At 70.9% G+C, this 26,982-nt stretch carries 1 protein-coding gene; it reads left to right on the top strand.

The annotated features are described in order from the left end of the window. The first annotated feature begins 7 nt into the window (after nucleotides 1-7). Nucleotides 8-26,968 carry a type I polyketide synthase gene (locus ACFWNN_RS28770; protein WP_382443087.1) on the top strand — a complete coding sequence of 8,987 codons (26,961 nt, stop codon included), beginning with the start codon at nucleotides 8-10 and terminating at the stop codon, nucleotides 26,966-26,968. Nucleotides 26,969-26,982: the final 14 nt, after the last annotated feature.

The raw sequence follows: 26,982 nt of genomic DNA on the forward strand, positions 1-26,982 counted from the left end.
CGTCATGTTGAACGAGCCAGAGCACAGCACGCCCGCCTCCACCAACGCTGCGGAGTCGTGGGAACGACTCGTGCACGCTCCGGCAGCCGAGCAGGAGCAGTTGCTCGTCGACCTCGTGGCGCAGGCCTCGGCCGCGGTTCTCCGCAGGACGCAGGAGATCCCGCCCGACCGGCCGTTCCTCGAGCTCGGGTTCGACTCCATCGCCGCGGTGGACCTGCACGCCAAGCTGACGGCCGCGACCGGGCTGCACCTGCCGATCACGCTGGCGTTCGACTACCCGACCCCGGCGGCGGTGGCGGCGTTCCTGCGGGCGGAGGCGCTGGGACTGTCCGCGGCGCCGATCCTGCCGCCCAGCGCCAACACGGCGTCCGATGAGCCGATCGCGATCGTGTCCATGGCCTGCCGCTTCCCCGGTGGCCTCAACAGCCCGGAAGACCTGTGGGCGTTCGTCGCGGACGGCGGCGACGCGATCAGCGAGTTCCCCGACAACCGCGGCTGGGACCTCGCGAACCTCTACGACCCCGACCCCGAGCGGCAGGGCACGACCTACACCCGTGAAGGCGGGTTCCTGCACGACGCGGACCTGTTCGACGCCGGCTTCTTCGGCATCGCGCCCCGCGAGGCGATCGCGATGGACCCGCAGCAGCGACTGCTGCTGGAGACGTCGTGGGAGGTGCTGGAGCGGGCGGGCATCGACCCCGGCACCCTGCGCGGCAGCGCGGCCGCCGTCTACGTGGGCGCCGAGCAGCAGGACTACGGTCCCCGCCTGCACGAGGCGCAGCAGCACGAAGGCACGTTGCTGACCGGCAACACCGCCAGCGTCGCGTCCGGCCGCATCGCCTACACCCTGGGCCTCGAAGGCCCCGCGGTCACCGTCGACACGGCGTGCTCGGCCTCGCTGGTGGCCCTGCACCTCGCCGTGCAGACGCTGCGCCGCGGCGAGGCCACGCTGGCGTTCGCCGGTGGTGCCGCGGTGATGGCGAGCCCCGGTTCGCTGGTCGCGTTCAGCCGCCAGCGCGGGCTCGCGCCCGACGGCCGGTGCAAGGCGTTCTCCTCCGACGCGGACGGCACCGGCTGGTCCGAGGGCGTCGGCATGCTGTTGCTGGAGCGGCTTTCCGACGCCCAGCGCAACGGCCACCCCGTGCTCGCCATCGTCAAGGGCACGGCGATCAACCAGGACGGCGCCTCGAACGGCCTCACCGCGCCGAACGGCCTGTCCCAGCAACGCGTGATCCACCAGGCGCTCGTCGACGCCGGTCTGTCCACCGCGGACGTCGACGTGGTCGAGGCGCACGGCACCGGCACCAAGCTCGGCGACCCGATCGAGGCGCAGGCCATCCTGGCCACCTACGGGCAGAACCGCGAGAAGCCGCTGCTGCTCGGGTCGCTGAAGTCGAACCTCGGCCACACGCAGGCCGCCGCGGGCGTCGCCGGTGTGATCAAGATGGTCATGGCCCTGCGCAACGAGACCCTGCCGCGCACCCTGCACGTCGACCGGCCGTCCCCGCACGTCGACTGGTCCGCCGGGTCGGTCGAGCTGCTCACCGAGGCCTCGCCGTGGCCGGTGGGCGACCGGACGAGGCGGGCCGGCGTGTCCGCGTTCGGCATCAGCGGCACCAACGCGCACACCATCATCGAGGAGTTCGTCCCCGAGCCCGTCGAGCGTCCGGAAGCCGAACGCCCGGCGGGCGTGCTGCCGTGGGTGCTGTCGGCCAAGACGACGGAGGCGCTCGGCGACCAGGCCCGGCACCTGCTGGCCCACCTGGACGCGCGGCCCGAACTGTCCGAAGTGGACGTCGGCTGCTCGCTCGCCACGACCCGCGTGCCGTTCGAGCACCGCGCCGTCGTGCTCGGCGCGGACCCCTCCGACTTCCGGCAGGCGCTGCGCGCGCTGGCGGACGGCACGTCCTCGCCCGGGCTGCTGACCGGCAGCGGTACCGGCGGCAAGCTCGCGTTCCTGTTCACCGGGCAGGGCAGCCAGCGGCTCGCGATGGGCCGCGAGCTGCACGACCAGTTCCCGGTGTTCGCGCAGGCGTTCGACGACGCCTGCCGCCACCTGGACCCGCACCTCGACGTGCCGCTGCGCGACGTCGTCTTCGGCGACGACGCGGACCTGCTGGACCGCACCGAGTACACCCAGCCCGCCCTGTTCGCGATCGAGGTCGCGCTGTTCCGCACGGTCGAGTCGTGGGGCGTGCGGCAGGACTTCGTGGCAGGCCACTCGATCGGCGAGATCGCCGCCGCGCACGTCGCCGGGGTGCTGTCGCTCGACGACGCCTCCGCGCTCGTCGCCGCCCGCGGCCGGATGATGCAGGCGCTGCCCGAGCTGGGCGCGATGGTGGCCCTGCGCGCCTCCGAAGAAGAAGTGCTGCCCCACCTGCACGACCTCGTGTCGATCGCCGCGATCAACGGGCCGGGGTCCGTCGTCCTCGCGGGCGACGAGGCCGCGGTGACCGAGGTCGTGGCGGCGTTCCCCGACCGGCAGTCCAAGCGGCTCACCGTGTCGCACGCGTTCCACTCGCCGTTGATGGAGCCGATGCTCGACGAGTTCCGCTGGGTCGCCGAGGTCCTCGAGTACTCGGCGCCGCGCGTGCCGGTCGTGTCGACGGTGACCGGCCGGGTCGTGACGGCCGAAGAGCTGTGCTCGCCCGAGTACTGGGTGCGGCACGTGCGCGAGCCCGTCCGGTTCGCCGACGCCGTGGAGACGTTGAAGGCCAAGGGCGTGTCGACGTTCCTCGAGCTCGGGCCCGACGCCGTGCTCACCGCGATGGCCGCGGAGTCCGCGCCCGACAGCGAGCTCGTCCCGGTGATGCGCAGGGACCGGTCCGAGGTCCGGTCACTCGTGACGGCGCTCTGCCGGCTGCACGTGCGCGGTCTGCGGGTGGACTGGGCGGCGTTCTACGAGGGCACCGGCGCGGTGCGCGTCGACCTGCCGACCTATCCCTTCCAGCGCGAGAGCTTCTGGCTCATCGGCCAGTCCGCGCCTGCCTCCGTCGACCGGCACGAGACCGAGTTCTGGGCCGCAGTCGACCGCGAGGACCTGGACTCGCTCGCCACCTCCCTGTCCCTGGACGACGCCGGTGCGCTCGCCGACCTGCTGCCGGTGCTGGCGAAGTGGCGGCGCGGCTGGGCCTCTTCGTCCATCGTGGACTCGTGGCGGTACCGCGCCGAGTGGCGACGGCTGGCCGACGGGGGAGTCCGGGCGACCGGGCGGTGGCTGCTCGTCTCCCGCACGGACCTCGACCTCGACCTGGACCTCGTGCGGGTCGATCCGTCGGCCGACCGGGCGGAGCTCGCGGAAGCGCTCGCGGCCGCCGGTCCCGTCGACGGCGTGCTGGCGTTGTGCGACGACGTCGTGGAGACCGTGGTCCTGATCCAGGCGCTCGGGGACGCGGGCATCGGAGCCAAGCTCTGGTGCGCCACCCAGGGGGCTGTGTCCGCGGCGCGCGCCGACGAGGTGAACCCGGCGCTCACCCAGATCTGGGGTGTCGGCCGGGTGGCCGCGCTGGAGCACCCCGACCGCTGGGGCGGTCTGGTCGACCTGCCCGCCGTCGTGGACGGCCGGGTGCTGGACCGGCTCGCGTGCGTGCTCACCGGCGACGAGGACCAGGTGGCCATCCGCGGTCACCGGGTCCTGGGGCGCAGGCTCGTGCAGGCGTCCGCGGCGAGTGGCGCCGAGTGGACTCCTCGCGGCACGGTGCTCATCACCGGTGGCACGGGCGCGCTGGGCACACAGGTCGCGCGCTGGCTCGCTGGTGCGGGTGCTGAGCACCTGGTGCTGACGTCGCGGCGGGGCATGGACGCACCGGGCGCGGCGGAACTGGTGGCGGAGCTGGAGATTCCCGTCACGGTGGTGGCTTGTGACGTTGCGGATCGGGATGCGCTGGCGGCGGTGCTGGCGGAGTACCCGCCGGACGCCGTCGTGCACGCCGCGGGCGTCGACTCGCTGGTGTCGCTCGACGCCGAGGACCCGGAGAGCTTCCGCGCGGTCGTCGCGGCCAAGGCGGCCGGCGCCGCGAACCTCGACGCGCTGGTCGGCGACGTGGACGCGTTCGTGCTGTTCTCGTCCATCGCCAGCACGTGGGGCAGTGGCGGCCAGGCCGCTTATGGCGCGGGCAACGCCTTCCTGGACGGCCTCGCGGAGTCCCGGCGCGCGCGTGGCCTGACCGCGCTGGCGGTGGCCTGGGGCGCCTGGGCCGGCGCGGGCATGGCGACGGTCGAGGACACCGAGGAACACCTGCGGCTGCGCGGAGTCCGCGCGATGGACCCGGCGCTCGCGATCAGCGCGCTGCGCAAGGCCATCGCGCTGGACGAGACCGTCGTGACGGTCGCGGACGTCGACTGGGCGCGGTTCGCGCCGGTGTTCGCCTCCGAGCGGCACAGCCCGTTGTTCCAGGACCTGCCGCAGGCCGCGGAGGCACTCGCGGGCGGAGCGCGCAAGGACGCGGGGGCGGGCCTGACCTCTCGGCTCGCCGGACTCGGCGAGCAGGAGCAGCGCCACGTCGTCCTCGACCTGGTGCGCCGGCACGCCGCGGCGGTGCTCGGTCACTCCTCAGGCGAAGCCATTGAGCCCAACAAGGCGTTCAAGGAGATCGGGTTCGACTCGCTGGCCGCGGTGGAGTTCCGCGGCGTGCTCGCTGCGGACACCGGTCTCTCGCTGCCGGCCACGGTGGTGTTCGACTACCCGACCCCGGTGGCGCTCGCCGATCACCTGCGGTCGGAGCTCGTCGGTGGCCAGGTGGAGGCGGTGGACGCCACCGCGGTCCGGACGGACGAGCCGATCGCGATCGTGGCCATGGCGTGCCGGTTCCCCGGTGGCGTCACCTCGCCCGAGCAGTTGTGGGATCTCGTCTTCGACGGGGTCGACACGGTGACCGGGTTCCCGGCCGATCGCGGCTGGGATCTGGCGGACCTCTTCGATCCCGACCCGGACGCGCCGGGCAAGTCCTACGCCCGTGACGGCGCGTTCCTGCACGACGCGGGGGAGTTCGACCCGGCGTTCTTCGGGATCTCCCGGCGTGAGGCGCTCGCGATGGACCCGCAGCAGCGGTTGCTGCTGGAGACGTCGTGGGAGGCCTTTGAACGGGCCGGGATCGACCCGACTTCGTTGCGGGGTGGTCAGGTTGGCGTGTTCGCGGGTACGAACGGCCAGGACTACGGTTCGCAGCTGACGTCGCTGCCGCCTGAGCTGGAGGGCTACTTCGGCACCGGCAACGCGGCGAGCGTGTTCTCCGGTCGCATCTCCTACACCTTCGGGTTCGAGGGTCCGGCGGTCACGGTCGACACCGCGTGTTCGTCTTCGTTGGTGGCGTTGCACTTGGCGGTGCAGGCGCTGCGGAGCGGTGAGTGCTCGCTGGCGCTCGCCGGTGGTGTGACGATCATGTCGACGCCCGCCGCGTTCGTGGACTTCTCGCGTCAGCGCGGGCTCGCTGTTGACGGGCGCTGCAAAGCGTTTGCGGCAGGGGCCGATGGCACGGCGTGGGGTGAAGGTGTCGGCATGCTGCTCGTGGAGCGGCTGTCAGACGCCCAGCGCAACGGCCACGAGGTGTTGGCCGTGGTTCGTGGCACCGCGATCAACCAGGACGGTGCCTCGAACGGTTTGACGGCACCGAACGGTCCTTCGCAGCAGCGGGTGATCCGCAAGGCTCTGGCCAACGCCGGTCTGTCCACTTCGGACGTCGACGTGGTGGAGGCGCACGGCACGGGTACCGCACTCGGTGACCCGATCGAGGCGCAGGCTCTGCTGGCGACTTACGGCCAGGATCGCGCTGTGCCGTTGTTGCTCGGCTCGGTGAAGTCGAACATCGGGCACACGCAGGCCGCCGCCGGTGTCGCCGCGGTGATCAAGATGGTGCTGGCGATGCGGCACGGGGTCGTGCCGAAGACGCTGCACGTGGACGAGCCCTCCCGTGAGGTCGACTGGTCGGCCGGGGCGATCGACCTGGCCACGTCGACCACGGAGTGGCCCGAGGCCGACCGGCCGCGGCGCGCTGGTGTGTCGTCGTTCGGGTTCAGCGGCACGAACGCGCACGCGATCATCGAGCAGGCTCCGGTGGTCGAGCCTGCTGCCGCGACGCGACTGACGCCGGCCGTGGTGCCGGTGGTGTTGTCCGGCAAGACTTCCGCGGGACTGCGGGCGCAGGCCTCCGCGCTGTTGGACTACTCCGGTGATCTGGCGGACCTCGGCTTCTCCCTCGCGACCGGCCGTGCCCGCTTGGAGCACCGGGCGGTGCTCGCGGTCACGGACGACCTGCGGGGCGAGCTGGAGACCGTGCTGCGCGGGGAGTCCGAGCCCGCGACCGGCGGCCGGCTCGCGTTCCTGTTCACCGGTCAGGGCAGCCAGCGGGCCGGGATGGGCCGGGAGCTGTACGAGGCGTTCCCCGTGTTCGCTGACGCCTTCGACGACGTGTGCGACCTCGTCGACGTGCGGATCGACGACCAGGAGACGCTGAACCGCACGGAGTTCACGCAACCGGCGATCTTCGCGCTTGAGGTGGCGTTGTTCCGGTTGGTGGAGTCGTGGGGTGTGCGCCCGGACTTCCTGGCTGGTCATTCGATCGGTGAGATCGCCGCGGCCCACGTGGCCGGTGTGCTGTCGCTGGAGGACGCGGCGACGTTGATCTCGGCGCGCGCTCGCTTGATGCAGGCGTTGCCCGAGGGCGGCGCGATGGTGGCGTTGCAGGCCACGGAGGCCGAGGTCACGCCACACCTCGGTGACCTGGTGTCGATCGCCGCGATCAACGGGCCGAACTCCGTTGTCGTCGCCGGTGACGAGGCCGCGGTTGAGCGAGTGGTTGCGCAGTTCGCGGATCGCAAGTCGAAGCGGCTTGCCGTGTCGCACGCGTTCCACTCGCCGTTGATGGACCCGATGCTGGACGACTTCCGTGCGGTGGTTTCGGGTCTGACGTTCAACGAGCCCCGGATTCCGATGCTGGGCGACGTCACGGACCCCGAGTACTGGGTGCGGCACGTTCGTGACGCGGTGCGGTTCGCCGACGCGATCACGACCCTGGAGGGCCGGGGCGTCTCGACGTTCCTGGAACTCGGGCCGGATGGTGTGCTCACGGCGATGGGTGCCGAGAGTGTCACGGACGCGGTGCTGGTCGCCGGTCTGCGCAAGGGCCGGCCGGAGGCCGAGTCGCTGGTGCGGGCGGTCGGCGTGGCGCACGCCCGTGGCGTCGAGGTCGACTGGGCCGCGTACTTCGCCGGGTCCGGTGCGCGGCGGGTGGAGCTGCCGACGTACGCGTTCCAGCGCGAGTGGTTCTGGCTCGGTGCGGACGCGCGTGACTCCGGATGGGGTTACCGGGTCGAGTGGCGACCGGTCAACGTCACCGGCAGGGTCACGGGACGCTGGTTGGTGGTTGCTGATCACGACGAGTCGGCGTTGGTCGACGGGCTCGTGGCGCGTGGGCTTGATGTTGTTGTCGCTGGTCCGGGTTCGGTGCCGGACGGCGAGTTCGACGGTGTGTTGTCGTTGTGCGCGGATGTGTTCGACACGATTTCGGTGGTGCGTGGCCTCGATGCGAAGCTGTGGTGCCTGACGCGTGGTGCGGTGTCGACCGGCCGTGACGACGTCGTGGTCGACCCGGAACTGACTCAGATCTGGGGACTCGGCCGGGCCGCCGCGCTGGAGCACTCCGACCGCTGGGGTGGTCTGGTCGACCTGCCGGAGCTGGACGACCGGGTGCTCGATCGCCTGGTCGCCGTGCTGGCGGGCAGCGAGGACCAGGTCGCGATCCGGCCGTCCGGGGTGTTCGGCAGGAGGCTCGCGTCCACGAGCACCGGGACCACCGAGTGGTCGCCGCGGGGCACGGTGCTGATCACCGGTGGCACGGGTGCGCTCGGCAGCCGGGTCGCTCGCTGGCTCGCGGGTGCGGGCGCCGAGCACCTGGTGCTGACGTCTCGACGTGGCCTGGACGCTCCTGGCGCGGCGGAACTGGTGGCGGAGCTGGACGTTCCCGTCACGGTGGTGGCTTGTGACGTGGCGGATCGGGACGCACTGGCGGCCGTGCTGGCGGAGTACCCGCCGAACGCCGTCGTGCACACGGCGGGCATCGAGATCTCCGCTCCGTTGGCGGAGCAGGACCTGGCCGAGTTCGCGGACGTCCTGGCCGCGAAGGTCGACGGCGCCAGGAACCTCGACGCGCTGGTCGGCGACGTGGACGCGTTCGTGCTGTTCTCGTCCATCTCGGGCATCTGGGGCAGTGGTGGCCAGGCGGCCTACGGCGCCGCGAACGCCTACCTCGACGGTCTGGTCGACTCGCGCCGGGCGCGCGGGCTGGCTGCGACGTCGGTCGCCTGGGGTGCGTGGGCTGACAGCGGCATGGCGACCGAAGGCGACACCGCGGAGCACCTGCGGGCGCGTGGCGTCCGTTTGATGGCACCGGATCAGGCGCTGACGGAGCTGTGGCGCGCGGTCGGGTCGGACGCGGGCGCGGTGGTGGTCGCGGACGTGGAGTGGGAGAAGTTCGCTCCGCTGTTCACGTCCGTGCGGCCGAGCCCGTTCCTGGCGGACCTTCCTCAGGTGCGTCAGGCGCTGTCCTCTTCCGGTCCTGCCGGCAACTCGGACGTCGTGGCTCGGTTGAGGGGTCTGTCCGAGAGCGACCAGCGGCGCGTGCTGGTGGAGCTGGTGCGCGAGCACGTCTCCGCGGTGCTGGGCGCGAAGGACGTCGTGGAGTCCGGGCGGGCGTTCAAGGATCTCGGGTTCGACTCGTTGACCGCGGTGGAGTTCCGCGGCGCGATCGCCGCCGCGACCGGGCTGAAGCTGCCCGCCACGGTGGTGTTCGACTACCCGACGCCGGCCGTGCTGGCCGAGCACCTGCGCTCGGAGCTCGTGGGCGCCGAGCTGGACGTGGTGGACGCGACGGCTGTGCGTTCGGACGAGCCGATCGCGATCGTGGCGATGGCGTGCCGGTACCCCGGTGGCGTCACCACTCCGGAAGAGCTGTGGCAGCTGCTGCTCGACAACGGCGATGCCGTGACCGGGTTCCCGACCGACCGAGGCTGGGACCTGGCGGATCTCTACGACCCGGACCCGGACGCGCCGGGCAAGTCGTACGCCCGTGAAGGCGCGTTCCTGCGCGAGGTGGCGGAGTTCGATCCGGCCTTCTTCGGGATCTCGCCGCGTGAGGCGCTGGCGATGGATCCCCAGCAGCGGCTGTTGATGGAGACGTCGTGGGAGGCCTTCGAGCGGGCCGGGATCGACCCCACTTCGTTGCGGGGCGGTCAGGTCGGTGTCTTCGCGGGCACGAACGGCCAGGACTACGCGGCGCAGGTCGGGGCGATGCCGGCGGAGCTGGAGGGCTACTTCGGCACCGGTAACGCGGCCAGCGTGTTCTCCGGTCGCATCTCGTACACCTTCGGGTTCGAGGGTCCTGCGGTCACGGTCGACACTGCCTGTTCGTCGTCGTTGGTGGCGTTGCACTTGGCGGTGCAGTCACTGCGCAACGGCGAGTGCTCGCTGGCGCTGGCCGGTGGTGTGACGATCATGTCGTCGCCCGCCGCGTTCATCGACTTCTCCCGGCAGCGCGGACTCGCGAGTGACGGACGTTGCAAGGCGTTCGCCGCTGGCGCCGACGGCACGGCGTGGGGTGAAGGTGTCGGCATGCTGCTCGTCGAGCGGCTGTCGGACGCCCAGCGCAACGGGCACCAGGTGCTGGCGGTGGTGCGGGGTTCCGCGATCAACCAGGACGGTGCGTCGAACGGCTTGACGGCGCCGAACGGTCCGTCGCAGCAGCGGGTGATCCGCAAGGCGCTGGCCAACGCCGGTCTGTCCACTTCGGACGTCGACGTGGTGGAAGCGCACGGCACGGGTACCGCGTTGGGCGACCCGATCGAGGCCCAGGCTCTGCTGGCGACCTACGGCCAGGATCGTGACGTGCCCCTGCTGCTGGGTTCGATGAAGTCGAACGTCGGCCACACGCAGGCCGCCGCGGGTGTCGGCGCCGTGATCAAGATGGTGCTGGCGATGCGGCACGGCCTGGTGCCGAAGACGCTGCACGTGGACGAGCCGTCGCCGCAGATCGACTGGAGCGCCGGAGCGGTCGAGTTGGCCACCGAGGCCACGGCGTGGCCTGAGACGGGTCACGCCCGCCGGGCTGGTGTGTCGTCGTTCGGCTACAGCGGCACGAACGCGCACGCGATCATCGAGCAGGCGCCGGTGGTCGAGGGCGTTGTGGTGGAGCGCGTCGCTCCTGCCGTGGTGCCGGTGGTGCTGTCCGGCAAGACTCCTGAGGCGTTGCAGGCGCAGGCCTCCGCGCTGCTGGACTACTCCGGTGACCTGGCGGATCTCGGGTTCTCTCTTGCCACCGGCCGGGCCCGGCTGGAGCACCGGGCGGTGCTCGCGGTCACGGACGACCTGCGGGCCGAGTTGGAGACCGTGGTCAACGGCTCGTCGACCGCTGCCACCGAGGGCCGGTTGGCGATCCTGTTCACCGGTCAGGGCAGCCAGCGCGTCGGCATGGGTCGTGAGCTGTACGACGCCTTCCCCGCCTACGCCAAGGCTTTTGACGAGGTCGCGGCGTTGGTGGACGTGCGCGATGAGGACTTGGACCGGACGGAGTTCACTCAGCCTGCGATCTTCGCGCTCGAGGTGGCGTTGTTCCGGTTGGTGGAGTCGTGGGGCGTTCGCCCGGACTTCCTGGCCGGTCATTCGATCGGTGAGATCGCTGCGGCGCACGTGGCCGGGGTGTTGTCGCTCGAGGACGCGGCGACGTTGATCTCGGCTCGTGCCCGGTTGATGCAGGCGTTGCCCGAGGGCGGGGCGATGGTGGCGTTGCAGGCCACCGAGGACGAGGTCACGCCGCACCTGACCGAGCTGGTCTCGCTCGCGGCCATCAACGGCCCGCAGTCGGTCGTCGTCGCGGGTGACGAGGCCGAGGTCGAGCAGGTCGTGGCGCGGTTCGCGGACCGCAAGTCGAAGCGGCTTGCCGTGTCGCACGCGTTCCACTCGCCGTTGATGGACCCGATGCTGGACGACTTCCGGGCCGTGGTCTCGAAGCTGACGTTCACCGCACCGCAGATCGCGATGCTGGGCGACGTCACGGACCCCGAGTACTGGGTGCGGCACGTGCGCGGCACGGTCCGGTTCGCGGACGCCGTGCGTGCGCTGGAATCCGATGGCGTGTCGACGTTCCTGGAGCTGGGTCCAGACGGTGTGCTCACGGCGATGGGTGCCGAGAGCGTGACGGACGCGGTGCTGGTCGCCGGTCTGCGCAAGGGCCGGCCGGAGGCCGAGTCGCTGGTGCGGGCGGTCGGCGCCGTGCACAGCCGGGGTGTGCCGGTGGACTGGGCCGCCTACTTCGCGGGGTCCGGTGCGCGGCAGGTGGATCTGCCGACGTACGCGTTCCAGCGCGAGCGGTTCTGGCTCGAAAGCACCGGCGCTGTCGTCGGACAGGACTCGGCCGGGCACCCTTTGCTGGGCTCGATCTTCCTGATGCCCGACGGCGGAGTGCTCGGTACTGCCAGGCTTTCCCCGACGTCCCACCGCTGGCTGGCCGATCACGTGGTGGCCGGTGCCGTGGTGGTGCCCGGGACGGCGCTGCTCGAGCTGGTGATCCGCACGGGCGACGAGGTCGGGTGCGGGCACGTCGAGGAGCTGCTGTTGCAGCAGCCGCTGGTGCTGACCGATGCCGGTGTGAGTGTGCGGGTGTCGGTCGGGGAGCTCGACGGCGGCCGTCGGCCGGTCACCCTGCAGGCGCAGGAAGGTGACGTCTGGACGACCCACGCGGTCGGTGTGCTGACGGAAGCCGAAGCGCCGGACTTCGAGCTGACCGAGTGGCCGCCTGCCGGCGCGACCGCGCTGGAGATCGCCGGGGTCTACGACGGGTTGGCCGCGAGCGGGCTGGCGTACGGCCCGGTGTTCCGCGGTCTGAAGGCGGCGTGGAAGTCGGGCGACGACCTGTTCGCCGAGGTCGAGCTGCCGGAGTCGGAGCTGCGTCAGGCGGCCGGGTTCGGCGTGCATCCGGCGTTGCTCGACTCGGTGCTGCACGCGCTCGGGATAGAGCAGACCGGAGCGGGCACGGTCCCGTTCTCGTGGAACGACGTGCATCTGTTCGCGGCGGGAGCCGCCGTGCTCCGCGCCCGGATCTCGTTCGCGGGCAACGGTTCGGTGTCGGTGCTGGCCGCCGATGGCGCCGGTGCCCCGGTGCTGCGGGTCGACTCCCTGGCGTTGCGGGAGATCGGCTCGGTGCGCAAGGCCTCCGACCCGTTGTACGCGGTGGAGTGGACCGAGCTGCCGGTCGAGGACTTCGAGTCGGCGACTGACGTGCTGGTCGTCCCCGCGGGCGACCCGCGCGAGGTGACGGCCGCAGTGCTGGCCGAGTTGCAGACGTTCCTGGCGAGTGACCGCGACCAGCTGGTGGTCGTCACCTCCGGTGCCGTGTCGGTGGCGGGGGAGGACGTGACCTCGCTCGCGCACGCCGCCGTGTCCGGCCTGGTGCGCTCGGCGCAGTCCGAGAACCCGGACCGGTTCCTGCTGGTGGACACCGACGATCCCGCGACCGTTCCGCCGATCAGCGGCGAAGCCGAGACTGCGGTGCGGGCCGGCAAGGTCTACGTGCCGCGGCTCGTGGCCGTCGCTCCGGCCGCCGAAACTCGGACGCTCGACGGCACTGTGCTGATCACCGGTGGTACCGGTGGGCTGGGTGCGGAGCTGGCTCGTCATCTGGTCGCCGAGCACGGTGTGCGGCGTTTGGTGCTGACCTCTCGCCGTGGCCTGGATGCGCCCGGAGCGGCCGAGTTGGTCGCCGAGCTGGACGCGCAGGTCGACGTGGTGGCCTGTGACGTTTCGGATCGTGACGCGCTTGCGGCAGTGCTCGCGGGTGTTGAGGACCTCGTCGGTGTCGTGCACACGGCCGGTGTGGTGGATGACGGTGTGCTGGAGTCGCTGACGCCACAGCGCCTGGGCACGGTGTTCGCGCCGAAGGCGGATGCGGCGTGGCACCTGCACGAGCTGACCCAGGACCTGGACCTGGCCGTGTTCGCGCTGTTCTCGTCGGCGTCCGGTGTGCTCGGCGCCCCCGGCCAGGCGAACTACGCGGCCGCCAACACGTTCCTCGACGGCCTCGCGGCCCACCGCCGGGCGCACGGCCTGGCTGCCGTGTCGCTCGCGTGGGGTGTGTGGGAGCAGACCAAGGGCATGGGCGCCGACCTCTCGGCCGCGGACCTCGCCCGGATCGCCCGGGCGGGCATGCCCGCGCTGCCGATCGCGGACGGTCTCGCGTTGTTCGACACCGCGCTGCGTTCCGATGCCGCGCTGGTCGTGCCGATGAAGCTCGACACGGCCGTGCTGAGGACGAGCGCTGAGGTGCACGCGTTGCTGCGTGGGCTGGTGCGCGCGCCGAAGCGCCGCACGGCGGCGAAGTCGTCGGCGGAGTCCCGGCAGTGGTCGGCCCAGCTGCACGGACTGTCCACTGAGGAGCAGGACAGGCTGCTGCTGGATCTGGTTCGCACGCAGGTAGCGACCGTGCTCGGCTATCGCGACCAGAACGCGGTCGAACCGGGGCGTGGCCTGGTCGAGATGGGCCTGGACTCGTTGTCCGCGGTCGAGTTGCGCAACGCGCTCAGCGCCGCGACTGGGCTCAGGCTGCCTGCGACGGTGGTGTTCGACTACCCGACCTCTGTTGCGCTGGCGACCCACCTGCGCACGGGACTGGTGGGCGAGGAAGAAGTCGTCAAGGCTGTTGCGCCGGTGCGGGTGGTCGACAACGACCCGATCGTCATCGTCGGCATGGCCTGCCGCTTCCCAGGTGGCGTCACGTCGCCGGAGGACCTGTGGCGGCTGGTCGACTCCGGGACCGACGCCATCTCGTCCTTCCCGATCAACCGGGGCTGGGACGTCGACGGGCTCTACGACCCGAACCCCGACGCCCTCGGCAAGACCTACACCCGTTCCGGCGGCTTCCTGCACGACGCCGGCGAGTTCGACCCCGCGCTGTTCGGCATCACCCAGCGCGAGGCGCTGGCGATGGACCCGCAGCAGCGGTTGCTGCTGGAGATCTCCTGGGAGGCGTTCGAACGGGCGGGCATCGACCCGGTCAAGGTGCGCGGAAGCCGGACCGGTGTGTTCGCGGGCCTGATGTACCACGACTACGCCACCGGGCCGATCGCGATTCCGGAGGAGGTCAGCGGCTACGTCGGCACTGGTGTGTCGGGCAGCGTGCTGTCCGGCCGGGTGTCCTACACGTTCGGGCTGGAAGGCCCGGCCATTACGGTCGACACGGCGTGCTCCTCCTCGTTGGTGGCGTTGCACCTGGCGGTGCAGGCGCTGCGGTCCGGTGAGTGCGACCTGGCGCTGGCCGGCGGTGTGACCGTGATGTCCTCGCCCGAGACGTTCGTCGACTTCTCCCGCCAGCGCGGGCTCTCGGCTGACGGCCGGTCGAAGGCCTTCGGTGCCGGTGCAGATGGTGTCGGCTGGGGCGAAGGCGTCGGCATGCTCCTGGTGGAGCGGTTGTCGGACGCGGTTCGCAACGGGCACGAGGTTCTTGCCGTGGTCCGTGGCTCGGCGGTGAACCAGGACGGTGCGTCGAGCACGCTGACGGCGCCCAACGGTCCGTCGCAGCAGCGGGTGATCCGGCAGGCGCTGGCGAATGCTGGTCTGTCCACTTCGGACGTCGACGTGATCGAGGGCCACGGCACGGGCACCAAGCTCGGTGACCCGATCGAGGCGCAGGCTCTGCTGGCGACCTACGGCCAGGACCGGGATCTGCCGGTGCTGCTCGGGTCTTTGAAGTCCAACATCGGGCACACGCAGGCAGCGGCCGGTGTCGGTGGCGTGATCAAGATGGTCATGGCGCTGCGGCACGGTGTCGCGCCCAGGACGTTGCACGCGGAGGTGCCCACCCCGCACGTCGACTGGGCGGCCGGCTCGGTCGAGCTGCTGACCGAGGCGCGGGACTGGCCCGTGGTCGACCGGCCGCGGCGTGCCGCCGTGTCGTCGTTCGGCATCGGTGGCACCAACGCGCACACGATCATCGAGCAGGCCCCGGTGGTCACTGCTCCGGTCGTGGCGCGCAAGCCGTTGCCCGTGGTGCCGGTCGTGCTGTCCGGCAAGACCGCGGCCGCGGTGCGGGCCCAGGCGGATCGGTTCCTGGACGTCACAGCGGATCTCGCGGATCTCGGGTTCTCGTCGGTGACGACCCGGGCGTTGCTGGAGCACCGCGCGGTGGTGGTCGCTGCGGACCACGACGATCTGCGTGCCGGGTTGCGGAACCTGTCTCCTGTTCCAGTGGCCGGTGGCCGGTTGGCGTTCCTGTTCACCGGTCAGGGCAGTCAGCGGGTCGGGATGGGTCGCGAGCTGTACGCCGCGTTCCCTGCCTATGCGAAGGCCTTTGACGAGGTCGCTGCTCTGGTCGATGTGCGGGACGAGGAGCTGGACCGCACGGAGTTCACGCAGCCTGCGATCTTCGCGCTGGAAGTTGCTTTGTTCCGGCTCGTCGAGTCGTGGGGTGTTCGCCCGGACTTCCTTGCTGGGCATTCGATCGGTGAGATCGCTGCTGCGCATGTGGCTGGGGTGTTGTCGCTGGAGGATGCGGCGACGTTGATCTCGGCTCGTGCTCGGTTGATGCAGGCTCTGCCTGAGGGCGGGGCGATGGTGGCTTTGCAGGCCACCGAGGCGGAAGTGCTGCCGCACCTGACGGATCTGGTGTCGATCGCTGCGATCAACGGGCCGAACTCGGTCGTGGTCGCGGGTGATGAGGCCGCCGTCGAGCAGGTCGTCGCGCAGTTCACGGACCGCAAGTCGAAGCGGCTTGCCGTGTCGCATGCGTTCCACTCGCCGTTGATGGACCCGATGTTGGACGACTTCCGGGCCGTGGTCACGGAGTTGACGTTCAGCGAGCCGAAGATCGCGATGCTGGGCGAGGTGACGGACCCCGAGTACTGGGTCAGCCACGTCCGCAACGCCGTCCGCTTCGCCGAGGCAGTCACGACTTTGGAGGATCGGGGCGTTTCGACGTTCCTCGAACTCGGGCCGGACGGTGTCCTCACGGCGATGGGCGCCGAGAGTGTGACGGACGCGGTGCTGGTCGCCGGTCTGCGCAAGGACCGGTCGGAGGCCGAGTCGCTGGTGCGGGCGTTGGGTGTCCTGCACGAGCGCGGGCACGGTGTCGACTGGACGGCCTACTTCGCCGGTTCGGGTGCCGGCAAGACCGCGTTGCCGACGTACGCGTTCCAGCACGAGTGGTTCTGGCTCGGTGCGGACTCGCGTGACTCCGGGTGGGGATATCGGGTCGAGTGGAAGCCGATCAACACCAGCGGCAGGGTCACTGGACGCTGGTTGGTGGTCGCTGATCACGACGAGTCGGCGTTGGTCGACGGGCTCGTGGCGCGTGGGCTTGACGTTGTTGTCGCGGGTCCTGGCTCGGTGCCGGATGGCGAGTTCGACGGTGTGCTGTCGTTGTGTGCAGACGTGTTCGACACGGTTTCGCTGGTGCGTGGTCTGGAAGCGAAGCTGTGGTGTGTGACCCGTGGTGCGGTGTCGACCGGTCGTGACGACGTCGTGGTCGTGCCGGAGCTGGCTCAGCTCTGGGGGCTCGGCCGGGTCGTCGCGCTGGAGCACTCGAACCGCTGGGGTGGTCTGGTCGACCTGCCGTCCGTCGTGGACGACGCGGTGCTCGACAAGTTCGTCGCTGTGCTGGCGGGGTCCGAGGACCAGGTCGCGGTCCGGGCGGACGGTGCGTTCGGTCGCCGGCTCGCTGCCGTGCCCGCTCAGGCCGGTGCGGAAGGCTGGTCGCCGCGCGGCACGGTGCTGATCACCGGTGGCACGGGCGCGCTCGGCAGCCGGGTCGCTCGCTGGCTGGCGAGTGCGGGTGCTGAGCACCTGGTGCTGACGTCGCGGCGGGGCATGGATGCTCCTGGTGCGGCCGAGCTGGTGGCGGAGCTGGACGTTCCGGTCACGGTGGTGGCTTGTGACGTTGCGGATCGGGATGCGCTGGCGGCCGTGCTGGCGGAGTACCCGCCGAACGCTGTCGTGCACGCGGCGGGCGTTGAGCTCTTCTCGCCGCTGGCCGAGCAGGACCTGGGCGAGTTCGGGCAGGTGCTGGCCGCGAAGGTCGACGGTGCCAGGAACCTGGACGCGCTGGTCGGCGACGTCGACGCGTTCGTGTTGTTCTCGTCGATCGCGGGTGTGTGGGGTGCGGGCGGGCAGGCTGCTTATGCCGCCGCGAACGCTTACCTCGACGGTCTTGCCGAGTCGCGCCGGGCTCGTGGGCTGAGTGCGGTGTCGGTCGCCTGGGGTGCTTGGGCTGACGGTGGCATGGCGACCGAGGGCGGTGCCGAAGAGCACCTGCGGGCGCGTGGAATCCGTCTGATGGCGCCGGATCTGGCGCTGGCGGAGTTGCGCCGTGCGGTCGGGGCGGACGTCGGCGCGCTGGTGATCGCGGACGTGGAGTGGGAGAAGTTCGCTTCGCTGTTCACGTCCGTGCGGCCGAGCCCGTTCCTGGCGGATCTTCCCCAGGTGCGCAAGGACCTGTCCTCCGGCCAGGCCGGTGATCCGGACGTCGTGGCCCGGTTGAGGGGCCTGTCCGAGAGCGACCAGCGGCACCTGCTGGTGGAGCTGGTGAGCGAGCAGGTCTCCGCCGTGCTCGGGGCGCAGGACGTCGTGGACTCCGGGCGTGCGTTCAAGGACCTCGGGTTCGACTCGCTGACCGCGGTGGAGTTCCGCGGCGCGATCGCCACCGCGACTGGGCTGAAGCTGCCCGCCACGCTGGTGTTCGACTACCCGACCCCGGTTGCGCTGGCCGAGCACCTGCGCTCGGAGCTCGTCGGTGTTCAGCTGGAAGTGGTCGAGACGACGGCGATCCGGACGGACGAGCCGATCGCGATCGTGGCGATGGCGTGCCGGTTCCCCGGTGGTGTCTCGTCTCCCGAGCAGTTGTGGGACCTCGTCTTCGACGGTGTCGACACCATGACCGGGTTCCCGACGGACCGAGGCTGGGATCTGGCCGATCTCTACGACCCGGACCCGGACGCGGTGGGCAAGTCGTACGCCCGTGAGGGTGCGTTCGTCGAGGGCGTCGGTGACTTCGATCCGGTGTTCTTCGGGATCTCGCCGCGTGAGGCGTTGGCGATGGACCCGCAGCAGCGGTTGCTTCTGGAGACGTCGTGGGAGGCCTTCGAACGGGCTGGGATCGATCCGACCTCGTTGCGGGGTGGTCAGGTCGGTGTCTTCGCGGGCACGAACGGCCAGGATTACGGTTCGCAGCTGACGTCGCTGCCGGCTGAGCTGGAGGGCTACTTCGGCACCGGTAATGCGGCGAGCGTGTTCTCCGGCCGCATCTCGTACACCTTCGGGTTCGAGGGTCCGGCGGTCACGGTGGACACGGCGTGCTCGTCGTCGCTCGTGGCTCTGCACCTAGCGGCTCAGGCGTTGCGCAACGGCGAGTGCGATCTGGCCCTCGCCGGTGGTGTGACGATCATGTCCTCGCCTGGTGCGTTCATCGACTTCTCGCGTCAGCGTGGACTCGCGATTGACGGGCGTTGCAAGGCGTTCGCGGCGGGTGCGGATGGCACGGCTTGGGGTGAAGGTGTCGGCATGCTGCTCGTGGAGCGGCTGTCGGATGCCCAGCGCAACGGCCACGAGGTGCTGGCCGTCATCCGCGGCAGTGCCGTGAACCAGGATGGTGCGTCGAACGGTTTGACGGCGCCGAACGGTCCTTCGCAGCAGCGGGTGATCCGCAAGGCCCTGGCGAACGCTGGTCTGTCCACTTCGGACGTCGATGTGGTGGAGGCGCACGGCACGGGTACCGCGTTGGGTGACCCGATCGAGGCGCAGGCGCTGCTGGCCACCTACGGCCAGGACCGCCAGACGCCGTTGCTGCTCGGCTCGGTCAAGTCGAACATCGGGCACACGCAGGCCGCCGCCGGCGTCGCCGCCGTCATCAAGATGGTCCTCGCGATGCGGCACGGGATCGTGCCCAAGACGCTGCACGTCGACGAGCCTTCGCCGCAGATCGACTGGACTTCCGGTGCGGTCGAGCTGGCGACGGAGACCGTGCCGTGGCCCGAGACGGGTCACGTCCGCAGGGTCGGTGTGTCGTCGTTCGGCTACAGCGGCACCAACGCCCACGCGATCATCGAGCAGGCTCCGGCCGCCGAGGTGACCGTGGTGGAGCGGGTCGCTCCTGCCGTGGTGCCGGTGGTGTTGTCCGGCAAGACACCTGAGGCGTTGCAGGCGCAGGCGTCCGCGCTGCTGGACGTCACCGCTGATCTTGTGGATGTCGGGTTCTCGTCGGTGACGACTCGGGCGTTGCTGGAGCATCGCGCGGTGGTGGTCGCGGCGGATCACGAGGATCTGCGTGCCGGGTTGCGGAACCTGTCTTCTGGCTCGGTGGTCGGTGGCCGGTTGGCGTTCTTGTTCACCGGTCAGGGCAGTCAGCGGGTTGGGATGGGCCGCGAGCTGTACGAGGCGTTCCCCGTGTACGCCAAGGCGTTTGACGAGGTCGCGGCTCTTGTTGATGTGCGGGATGAGGAACTCGACCGCACGGAGTTCACGCAGCCGGCGATCTTCGCGTTGGAAGTTGCTCTGTACCGCCTGGTCGAGTCGTGGGGTGTCCGTCCGGACTTCCTGGCCGGCCACTCGATCGGTGAGATCGCTGCTGCGCATGTGGCCGGTGTGTTGTCGCTGAAGGATGCGGCGACGCTGATCTCGGCTCGTGCGCGGTTGATGCAGGCGTTGCCCGAGGGTGGCGCGATGGTCGCCTTGCAAGCCACTGAGGACGAGGTCACGCCTCACCTGACCGATCTGGTGTCGATCGCTGCGATCAACGGGCCGAACTCGGTCGTTGTCGCTGGTGATGAGGCTGCGGTTGAGCAGGTGGTTGCGCAGTTCGCGGACCGCAAGTCGAAGCGGCTCAGTGTTTCGCACGCGTTCCACTCGCCGTTGATGGACCCGATGCTGGACGACTTCCGTTCCGTGGTCTCGGAACTGACGTTCAGCGAGCCGAAGATCGCGATGTTGGGCGAGGTGACCGACCCCGAGTACTGGGTGCGGCACGTTCGTGAGGCGGTGCGGTTCTCCGAGGCCGTCACGACTCTGGAGGGCCGGGGCGTCTCGACGTTCCTGGAGCTCGGGCCGGACGGTGTCCTCACGGCGATGGGCGCGGAGAGCGTGACGGACGCGGCGTTGGTCGCGGGGTTGCGCAAGGATCGTTCCGAGGTCAAGACCCTGGTCCACGCCGTGGGTGTGCTGCACAGCCGTGGTGTGCCGGTGGACTGGGCCGCGTACTTCGCGGGTTCCGGTGCGCGGCGGGTCGATCTGCCGACGTACGCGTTCCAGCGCGAGCGGTTCTGGATGGAAGGCACCGGCCAGGCGGCCGGGACGGGCTCGGCCGTGCACCCGCTGCTGGACGCGGTGCTGCCGATGCCCGACGGCGGGGTGCTGGGCATCGCGAAGCTGACGCTCGGCACGCACCGCTGGCTGACCGATCACGTGGTGACCGGTTCCGTGGTGGTGCCCGGGACGGCGTTGCTCGAACTGGTGATCCGCGCCGGTGACGAAGTTGGTTGTGGGCACGTGGAAGAGCTGCTGTTGCAGCAGCCGTTGGTGCTGACCGACGCCGGTGTGATCGTGCGGGTGGCGGTCGGGGAGCTCGACGCCGGTCGGCGGTCGGTGTCCGTGCTGGCACAGGAAGGCGATGTCTGGACGACCCACGCGGTCGGTGTGCTGACGGAGTCCGAAGCTGCGGACTTCGACCTGGGCACGTGGCCGCCTGCCGGCGCGACCGCGCTGGAGATTGCCGATCTCTACGACGAGTTGGCGGCTGGTGGGCTGGCCTACGGCCCGGTGTTCCGCGGGCTGCAGGCGGCGTGGAAGGCAGGCGACGACCTCTACGCCGAGGTCGCGCTGCCGGAGTCGGAATCGCGCCAGGCGGCCGGGTTCGGGGTGCATCCGGCGTTGCTCGACTCGGTGCTGCACGCGCTGGGGATCGGGCAGACCGGGGCGGGCATGGTGCCGTTCTCGTGGAACGACGTGCACCTGTTCGCCTCCGGCGCCGCCGTGCTGCGGGCCCGGATCTCGCCCCAGGGCAACGGCGTGGCGTCGGTGCTGGCCGCCGACGGCGCCGGCGCTCCGGTGCTGCGCGCCGACTCGCTGACGTTGCGGGAGATCGGCACGGTCCGCAAGGCCGCCGACCCGCTGTACGCGGTGGAGTGGACCGAGCTGCCGGCCGAGGACTTCGAGCAGGCCACCGACGTGCTGGTGGTGCCCTCGGGCGACCTGCACGACGTGACCGCCGCGGTGCTGGCCGAGCTGCACGCGTTCCTGGAGAGCGACCGCGACCAGCTCGTGGTCGTCACCTCTGGCGCCGTGTCGGTGGCGGGGGAGGACGTGACCTCACTCGCGCACGCCGCGGTGTCCGGTCTGATCCGCACCGCGCAGTCCGAGCACCCGGATCGGTTCCTGCTGGTGGACACCGATGATCCGGCGACCACGCCGGTCAGCGGCGAAGCCGAGACTGCGGTGCGGGCCGGCAAGGTCTACGTGCCACGGCTCGTCGCCGTCGCACCGGCCGCGGAGACCGTCACGCTCGACGGCACCGTGCTCATCACCGGTGGTACCGGTGGGCTGGGTGCGGAGCTGGCACGTCATCTGGTCGCTGAGCACGGGGTCCAGCACCTGGTGCTGACCTCTCGCCGTGGCCTGGACGCACCGGGTGCGGCCGAGCTGGTCGACGAACTGGAGGCGCAGGTCGAGGTCGTGGCCTGTGACGTGTCCGATCGCGACGCACTTGCAGCCGTGATCGCGGGCATCGACTCTTTGAGCGGTGTGGTGCACACGGCCGGTGTGCTGGACGACGGTGTGCTGGAGTCGCTGACGCCGGAACGCTTCGCCACGGTGTTCGGCCCGAAGGCCGATGCCGCACAGCACCTGCACGAGCTGACGCTCGATCGGGACCTGGCGATGTTCGTCCTGTTCTCCTCGTCGTCGGGTGTGCTCGGCGCTCCGGGGCAGGGCAACTACGCGGCGGCCAACACGTTCCTCGACGGCCTGGCTGCTCACCGCCGGGCGCGGGGCCTGGCGGCGACGTCGATGGCCTGGGGCGTGTGGGAGCAGACGAAGGGCATGGGTGCGGGGCTGTCGGCCGCCGACCTCGCCCGGATCGCACGGGCGGGCATGCCCGCGCTGCCGATCGCGGACGGGATGGCGTTGTTCGACGCCGGCCTGCGCGCGGACGCCGCACTGGTCGTGCCGATGAAGCTCGACACGGCCGTGCTGAAGACCAGCGCCGACGTGCCCGCCCTGCTGCGCGGCCTGGTCCGTGCGCCGAAGCGCCGCACGGCAGCGAAGTCGTCGGCGGAGTCCCGGCAGTGGTCGAAGCAGTTGCTCGGACTGTCCACTGAGGACCAGGACCGTCTGCTGCTGGACCTGGTCCGCACGCAGGTGGCGACCGTGCTCGGGTACAAGGACCAGAGCGTGGTCGAACCGGGACGCGGTCTGGTCGAGATGGGTCTGGACTCGTTGTCGGCGGTGGAGTTGCGCAACGCGCTCGGTGCCGCGACCGGTCTCAGGCTGCCTGCGACGGTGGTGTTCGACTACCCGACCTCGATCGCACTGGCGACCCATCTGCGCACGGAGCTCGTCGGCGAAGAAGAGGTCGTCGAGGCTGTTGTGCCCGTGCGGGTCGTCGACAACGACCCGATCGTCATCGTCGGCATGGCCTGCCGCTTCCCCGGTGGCGTCACGTCGCCGGAGGACCTCTGGAGGCTGGTGGTCGACGGCCAGGACGCGATCACCGGGTTCCCGACCGGCCGAGGCTGGGACATCGACGGCCTGTACGACCCGGACCCCGGTGCCATCGGCAAGACCTACACCCGGTCCGGCGGCTTCCTGCACGACGCCGACGAGTTCGATCCCGCGTTCTTCGGGATCTCGCCGCGTGAGGCGTTGGCCATGGACCCGCAGCAGCGCCTGCTGCTGGAGACCTCGTGGGAGACGTTCGAACGCGCGGGCATCGACCCGGCGACCGTGCGAGGCAGCCGGACGGGCGTGTTCGCCGGCCTGATGTACCACGACTACGCGACCGGGCTGGACTCCCTGCCCGCCGAGGTCGAGGGCTACCTCGGCACCGGCACCTCCGGCAGCGTCGTGTCCGGCCGCATCTCCTACACGTTCGGGCTGGAAGGCCCGGCGGTCACGGTCGACACCGCCTGCTCGTCGTCGCTCGTCGCCCTGCACTGGGCCGTGCAGGCGCTGCGGTCGGGTGAGTGCGACCTCGCGCTGGCCGGCGGTGTGACCGTCATGGCCACGCCGGAGACGTTCGTCGACTTCTCCCGCCAGCGCGGGCTCTCGGCCGACGGCCGGTCGAAGGCCTACTCGGCTGGTGCGGACGGCGTCGGCTGGTCCGAGGGCGTCGGCATGGTGCTCGTGGAACGGCTTTCGGACGCGCGTCGCAACGGGCACGAGGTGCTCGCGGTGGTCCGGGGTTCTGCGGTGAACCAGGATGGCGCGTCGAGCACGTTGACGGCGCCGAACGGTCCGTCGCAGCAACGCGTGATCCGGCAAGCGCTTGCGAACGCCGGTCTGTCCACTTCGGACGTCGACGTGATCGAGGGCCACGGCACGGGCACCCCGCTCGGTGACCCGATCGAGGCGCAGGCACTGCTCGCCACCTACGGACAGGACCGCGACGAACCGGTGCTGCTGGGCTCCTTGAAGTCCAACATCGGTCACTCGCAGGCCGCGGCCGGTGTCGGTGGCGTGATCAAGATGGTGATGGCGCTGAAGCACGGCGTCGCACCGAAGACGTTGCACGCGGACGAGCCGACGCCGCACGTCGACTGGGCGGCTGGCTCGGTCTCGCTGCTGACCGAGACGCGGGACTGGCCTTCGGTCGACCGGCCTCGCCGCGCTGCGGTGTCGTCGTTCGGCATCGGCGGTACCAACGCACACACGATCATCGAGCAGGCCCCCACCGGGGAACCGGCGAAGGTCGAGCGCAAGCCGTTGCCGCTGGTGCCGGTGGTGCTGTCGGCGAGGACGCCCGAAGCGTTGCGGGAGCAGGCGGACCGGCTGGCCGGGCTGGCCGCGGCGGACCTGACGGACCTCGGCTTCTCGCTGGCCACCTCGCGGGCTCGGTTCGAGCACCGGGCCGTCGTGGTCGCTGCCGACCAGGACGACCTGGTCAGGGACCTCGGCGCGGTGGAACCGGTGACGGTCGCCCCCGGTCGCCTCGCGTTCCTGTTCACCGGACAGGGCAGCCAGCGGGTCGGGATGGGTCGTGAGCTGTACGACGCGTTCCCGGCTTACGCCAAGGCTTTTGACGAGGTCGCTGCTCTGGTTGACGTTCGCGACGAGGAGCTGGACCGGACGGAGTTCACGCAGCCGGCGATCTTCGCGCTGGAAGTGGCTTTGTTCCGGTTGGTCGAGTCGTGGGGTGTCAGGCCGGACTTCCTGGCCGGGCACTCGATCGGTGAGATCGCGGCGGCCCACGTGGCCGGTGTGCTCTCGCTCGAAGACGCGGCCACGTTGATCAGCGCCCGTGCGCGGTTGATGCAGGCTCTGCCTGAAGGCGGCGCGATGGTCGCGTTGCAGGCGACCGAGGACGAGGTCACACCTCACCTGGGTGACCTGGTCTCGCTCGCGGCGATCAACGGGCCGGACGCGGTGGTCGTCGCCGGTGACGAGGCCGCGGTCGAGCAGGTGATCGCGCAGTTCCCGGACCGCAAGTCCAAGCGACTCAGCGTGTCGCACGGGTTCCACTCGCCGTTGATGGACCCGATGCTGGACGACTTCCGGGCCGTGGTCACCGAACTGACCTTCAACGAGCCGGAGATCGCGATGCTGGGCGAGGTGACCGACCCCGAGTACTGGGTGCGGCACGTCCGCGGCACGGTCCGGTTCGCCGACGCGGTCGCGGAGCTGACGGACCGGGGCGTGTCGACGTTCCTGGAACTCGGCCCGGACGCGGTGCTGTCCGCCATGGGCGGCGGGTCCGAGTTCGTCCCGGCCTTGCGCAAGGGACGGCCGGAGGCGCGGTCGGTGCTGACCGCGCTCGGCAAGGTGCACGCCCGTGGTGTCGAGGTCGACTGGACGAAGTTCTTCGCCGGAACGGGTGCGCGGCGGGTCGACCTGCCCACCTACGCGTTCCAGCACGAGCACTTCTGGCTCGGCGGCGACACCCGGCGCCGGTCGGTGGAGACCAACTCCCGTTACCGGGTCGGCTGGACGTCCGTCGAGACCGGTGCGGCCGCGACCGGCCGCTGGCTCGCCGTCGGTGAGGCAGACGCGGCGGTGCTCGCGGGCCTGACCGCACGGGGCATCGAGATCGCCCCGGTCAGCGCGTCGACCGATCGCACCCTGCTGTCCGAGCTGCTGATGACCGAAGGACCGGTCGACGGCGTGCTGTCGTTCGTCGACGACGCCGCTTCGATGGTCGTGCTGGTGCAGGCTCTCGGGGACGCGGTGATCGACGCTCCACTGTGGAGTGTCACGAGCAACGCCGTGGCGGTGGACGACGAAAGCGTCGATCCGGTGGCCGCGGGCCTGTGGGGCCTCGGCCGTGTGGTCGCGCTGGAGCACCCCGACCGCTGGGGTGGTCTGGTCGACCTGCCGTCCGTCGTGGACGAGACGGTGCTCGACAAGTTCGTCGCAGTCCTCACGGGGACCGAGGACCAGGTCGCGATCCGGGCGGACGGCGTGTTCGGCCGCCGGCTCGCCGCCGCGCCGGCGCAGGCCGGTGCGGAGGAGTGGTCGCCGCGCGGCACGGTGTTGATCACCGGTGGCACGGGTGCGCTGGGCGGGCACGTGGCCCGGTGGCTCGCGGGAGCGGGCGCCGAGCACCTGGTGCTCACCTCGCGCCGCGGGCCGGACGCGCCCGGCGCCCACGACCTGGTCGCGGAGCTCGAAGGACTGGGCTCGAAGGTGACCGTGCTGGCCTGCGACGTCGCGGACCGGCAGTCGGTCGAGTCGTTGCTGGAGCTGTACCCGCCGGACACCGTCGTGCACGCGGCGGGAACCGACCTGTTCAGCCCGATCGAAGAGCACGACCTGGGCGAGTTCGGCGGCGTGCTGGCGGCCAAGGTCGACGGCGCGGTGCACCTGGACGAGCTGCTGGGCGACCGGGAGCTGGACGCGTTCGTGCTGTTCGCGTCGATCGCCGGCACGTGGGGCAGTGGCGGGCAGGCCGCGTACTCGGCCGCGAACGCCGCGCTCGACGGACTGGCCGAGTCGCGCCGGGCGCGCGGGCTCACGGCACTGTCGGTGTCGTGGGGACCGTGGGCGGACGGAGGCATGGCGGACGACGAGGTGGCGGAGCACCTGCGCCGCCGCGGCGTGACCGCGATGTCCGCCGACCGCGCGGTGTCCGCGTTGCGCGAGTCGATGGCGCAGCGGGACACCACGATCACCCTGGCCGACGTGGACTGGACGCTCTTCTCCGCCGTGTTCGAGTCGTCCCGGCCTGCTCCGCTGCTCGCGGAACTGACCGTGGCGGCGGACAAGCCCGCCGCGCAGGAGAGCGGCCAGCCGGATCTGGTGCACAGGCTCGCCGCGGTGAGCCCGATGGAACGGGACCGGCTGCTGCTGGACGCGGTGCGGGCAAGGGTGGCCGCGGTGCTCGGCCACAGCGGGATCGACGCGGTGCAACCGGACCGCCCGTTCGGCGAGCTGGGCTTCGACTCGCTGTCCGCGGTGGAGCTGCGCAACACGCTGGGCGCGGCGACCGGGCTGGCACTGCCGGCCACGCTGATCTTCGACTACCCGACGTCGACCGCGCTGGTCGGCTACCTCAGCGAGCAGCTGGGGCTGACCGAGCAGGTGGTCACCCCGGTGCTGGACGAGTTGGAGCGACTGGAGGGCGTCGCCGTGCGGACCGAACTGGACGACGACGTGCGCGCCGCGGTGGTGAAGCGGCTGCAGGCGCTGCTGGCCCGGTACACGCCCGCCGACGGCGAGGACGGCATCAACGACCAGCTCGACACCGCCGACGACGACGAGATCTTCGCCTTCATCGACAAGGAGTTCGGCGTCTAGGAAGACCGGTTTTC

The sequence above is a fragment of the Lentzea sp. NPDC058450 genome, from assembly GCF_042721395.1.
Lineage (GTDB): Bacteria > Actinomycetota > Actinomycetes > Mycobacteriales > Pseudonocardiaceae > Lentzea.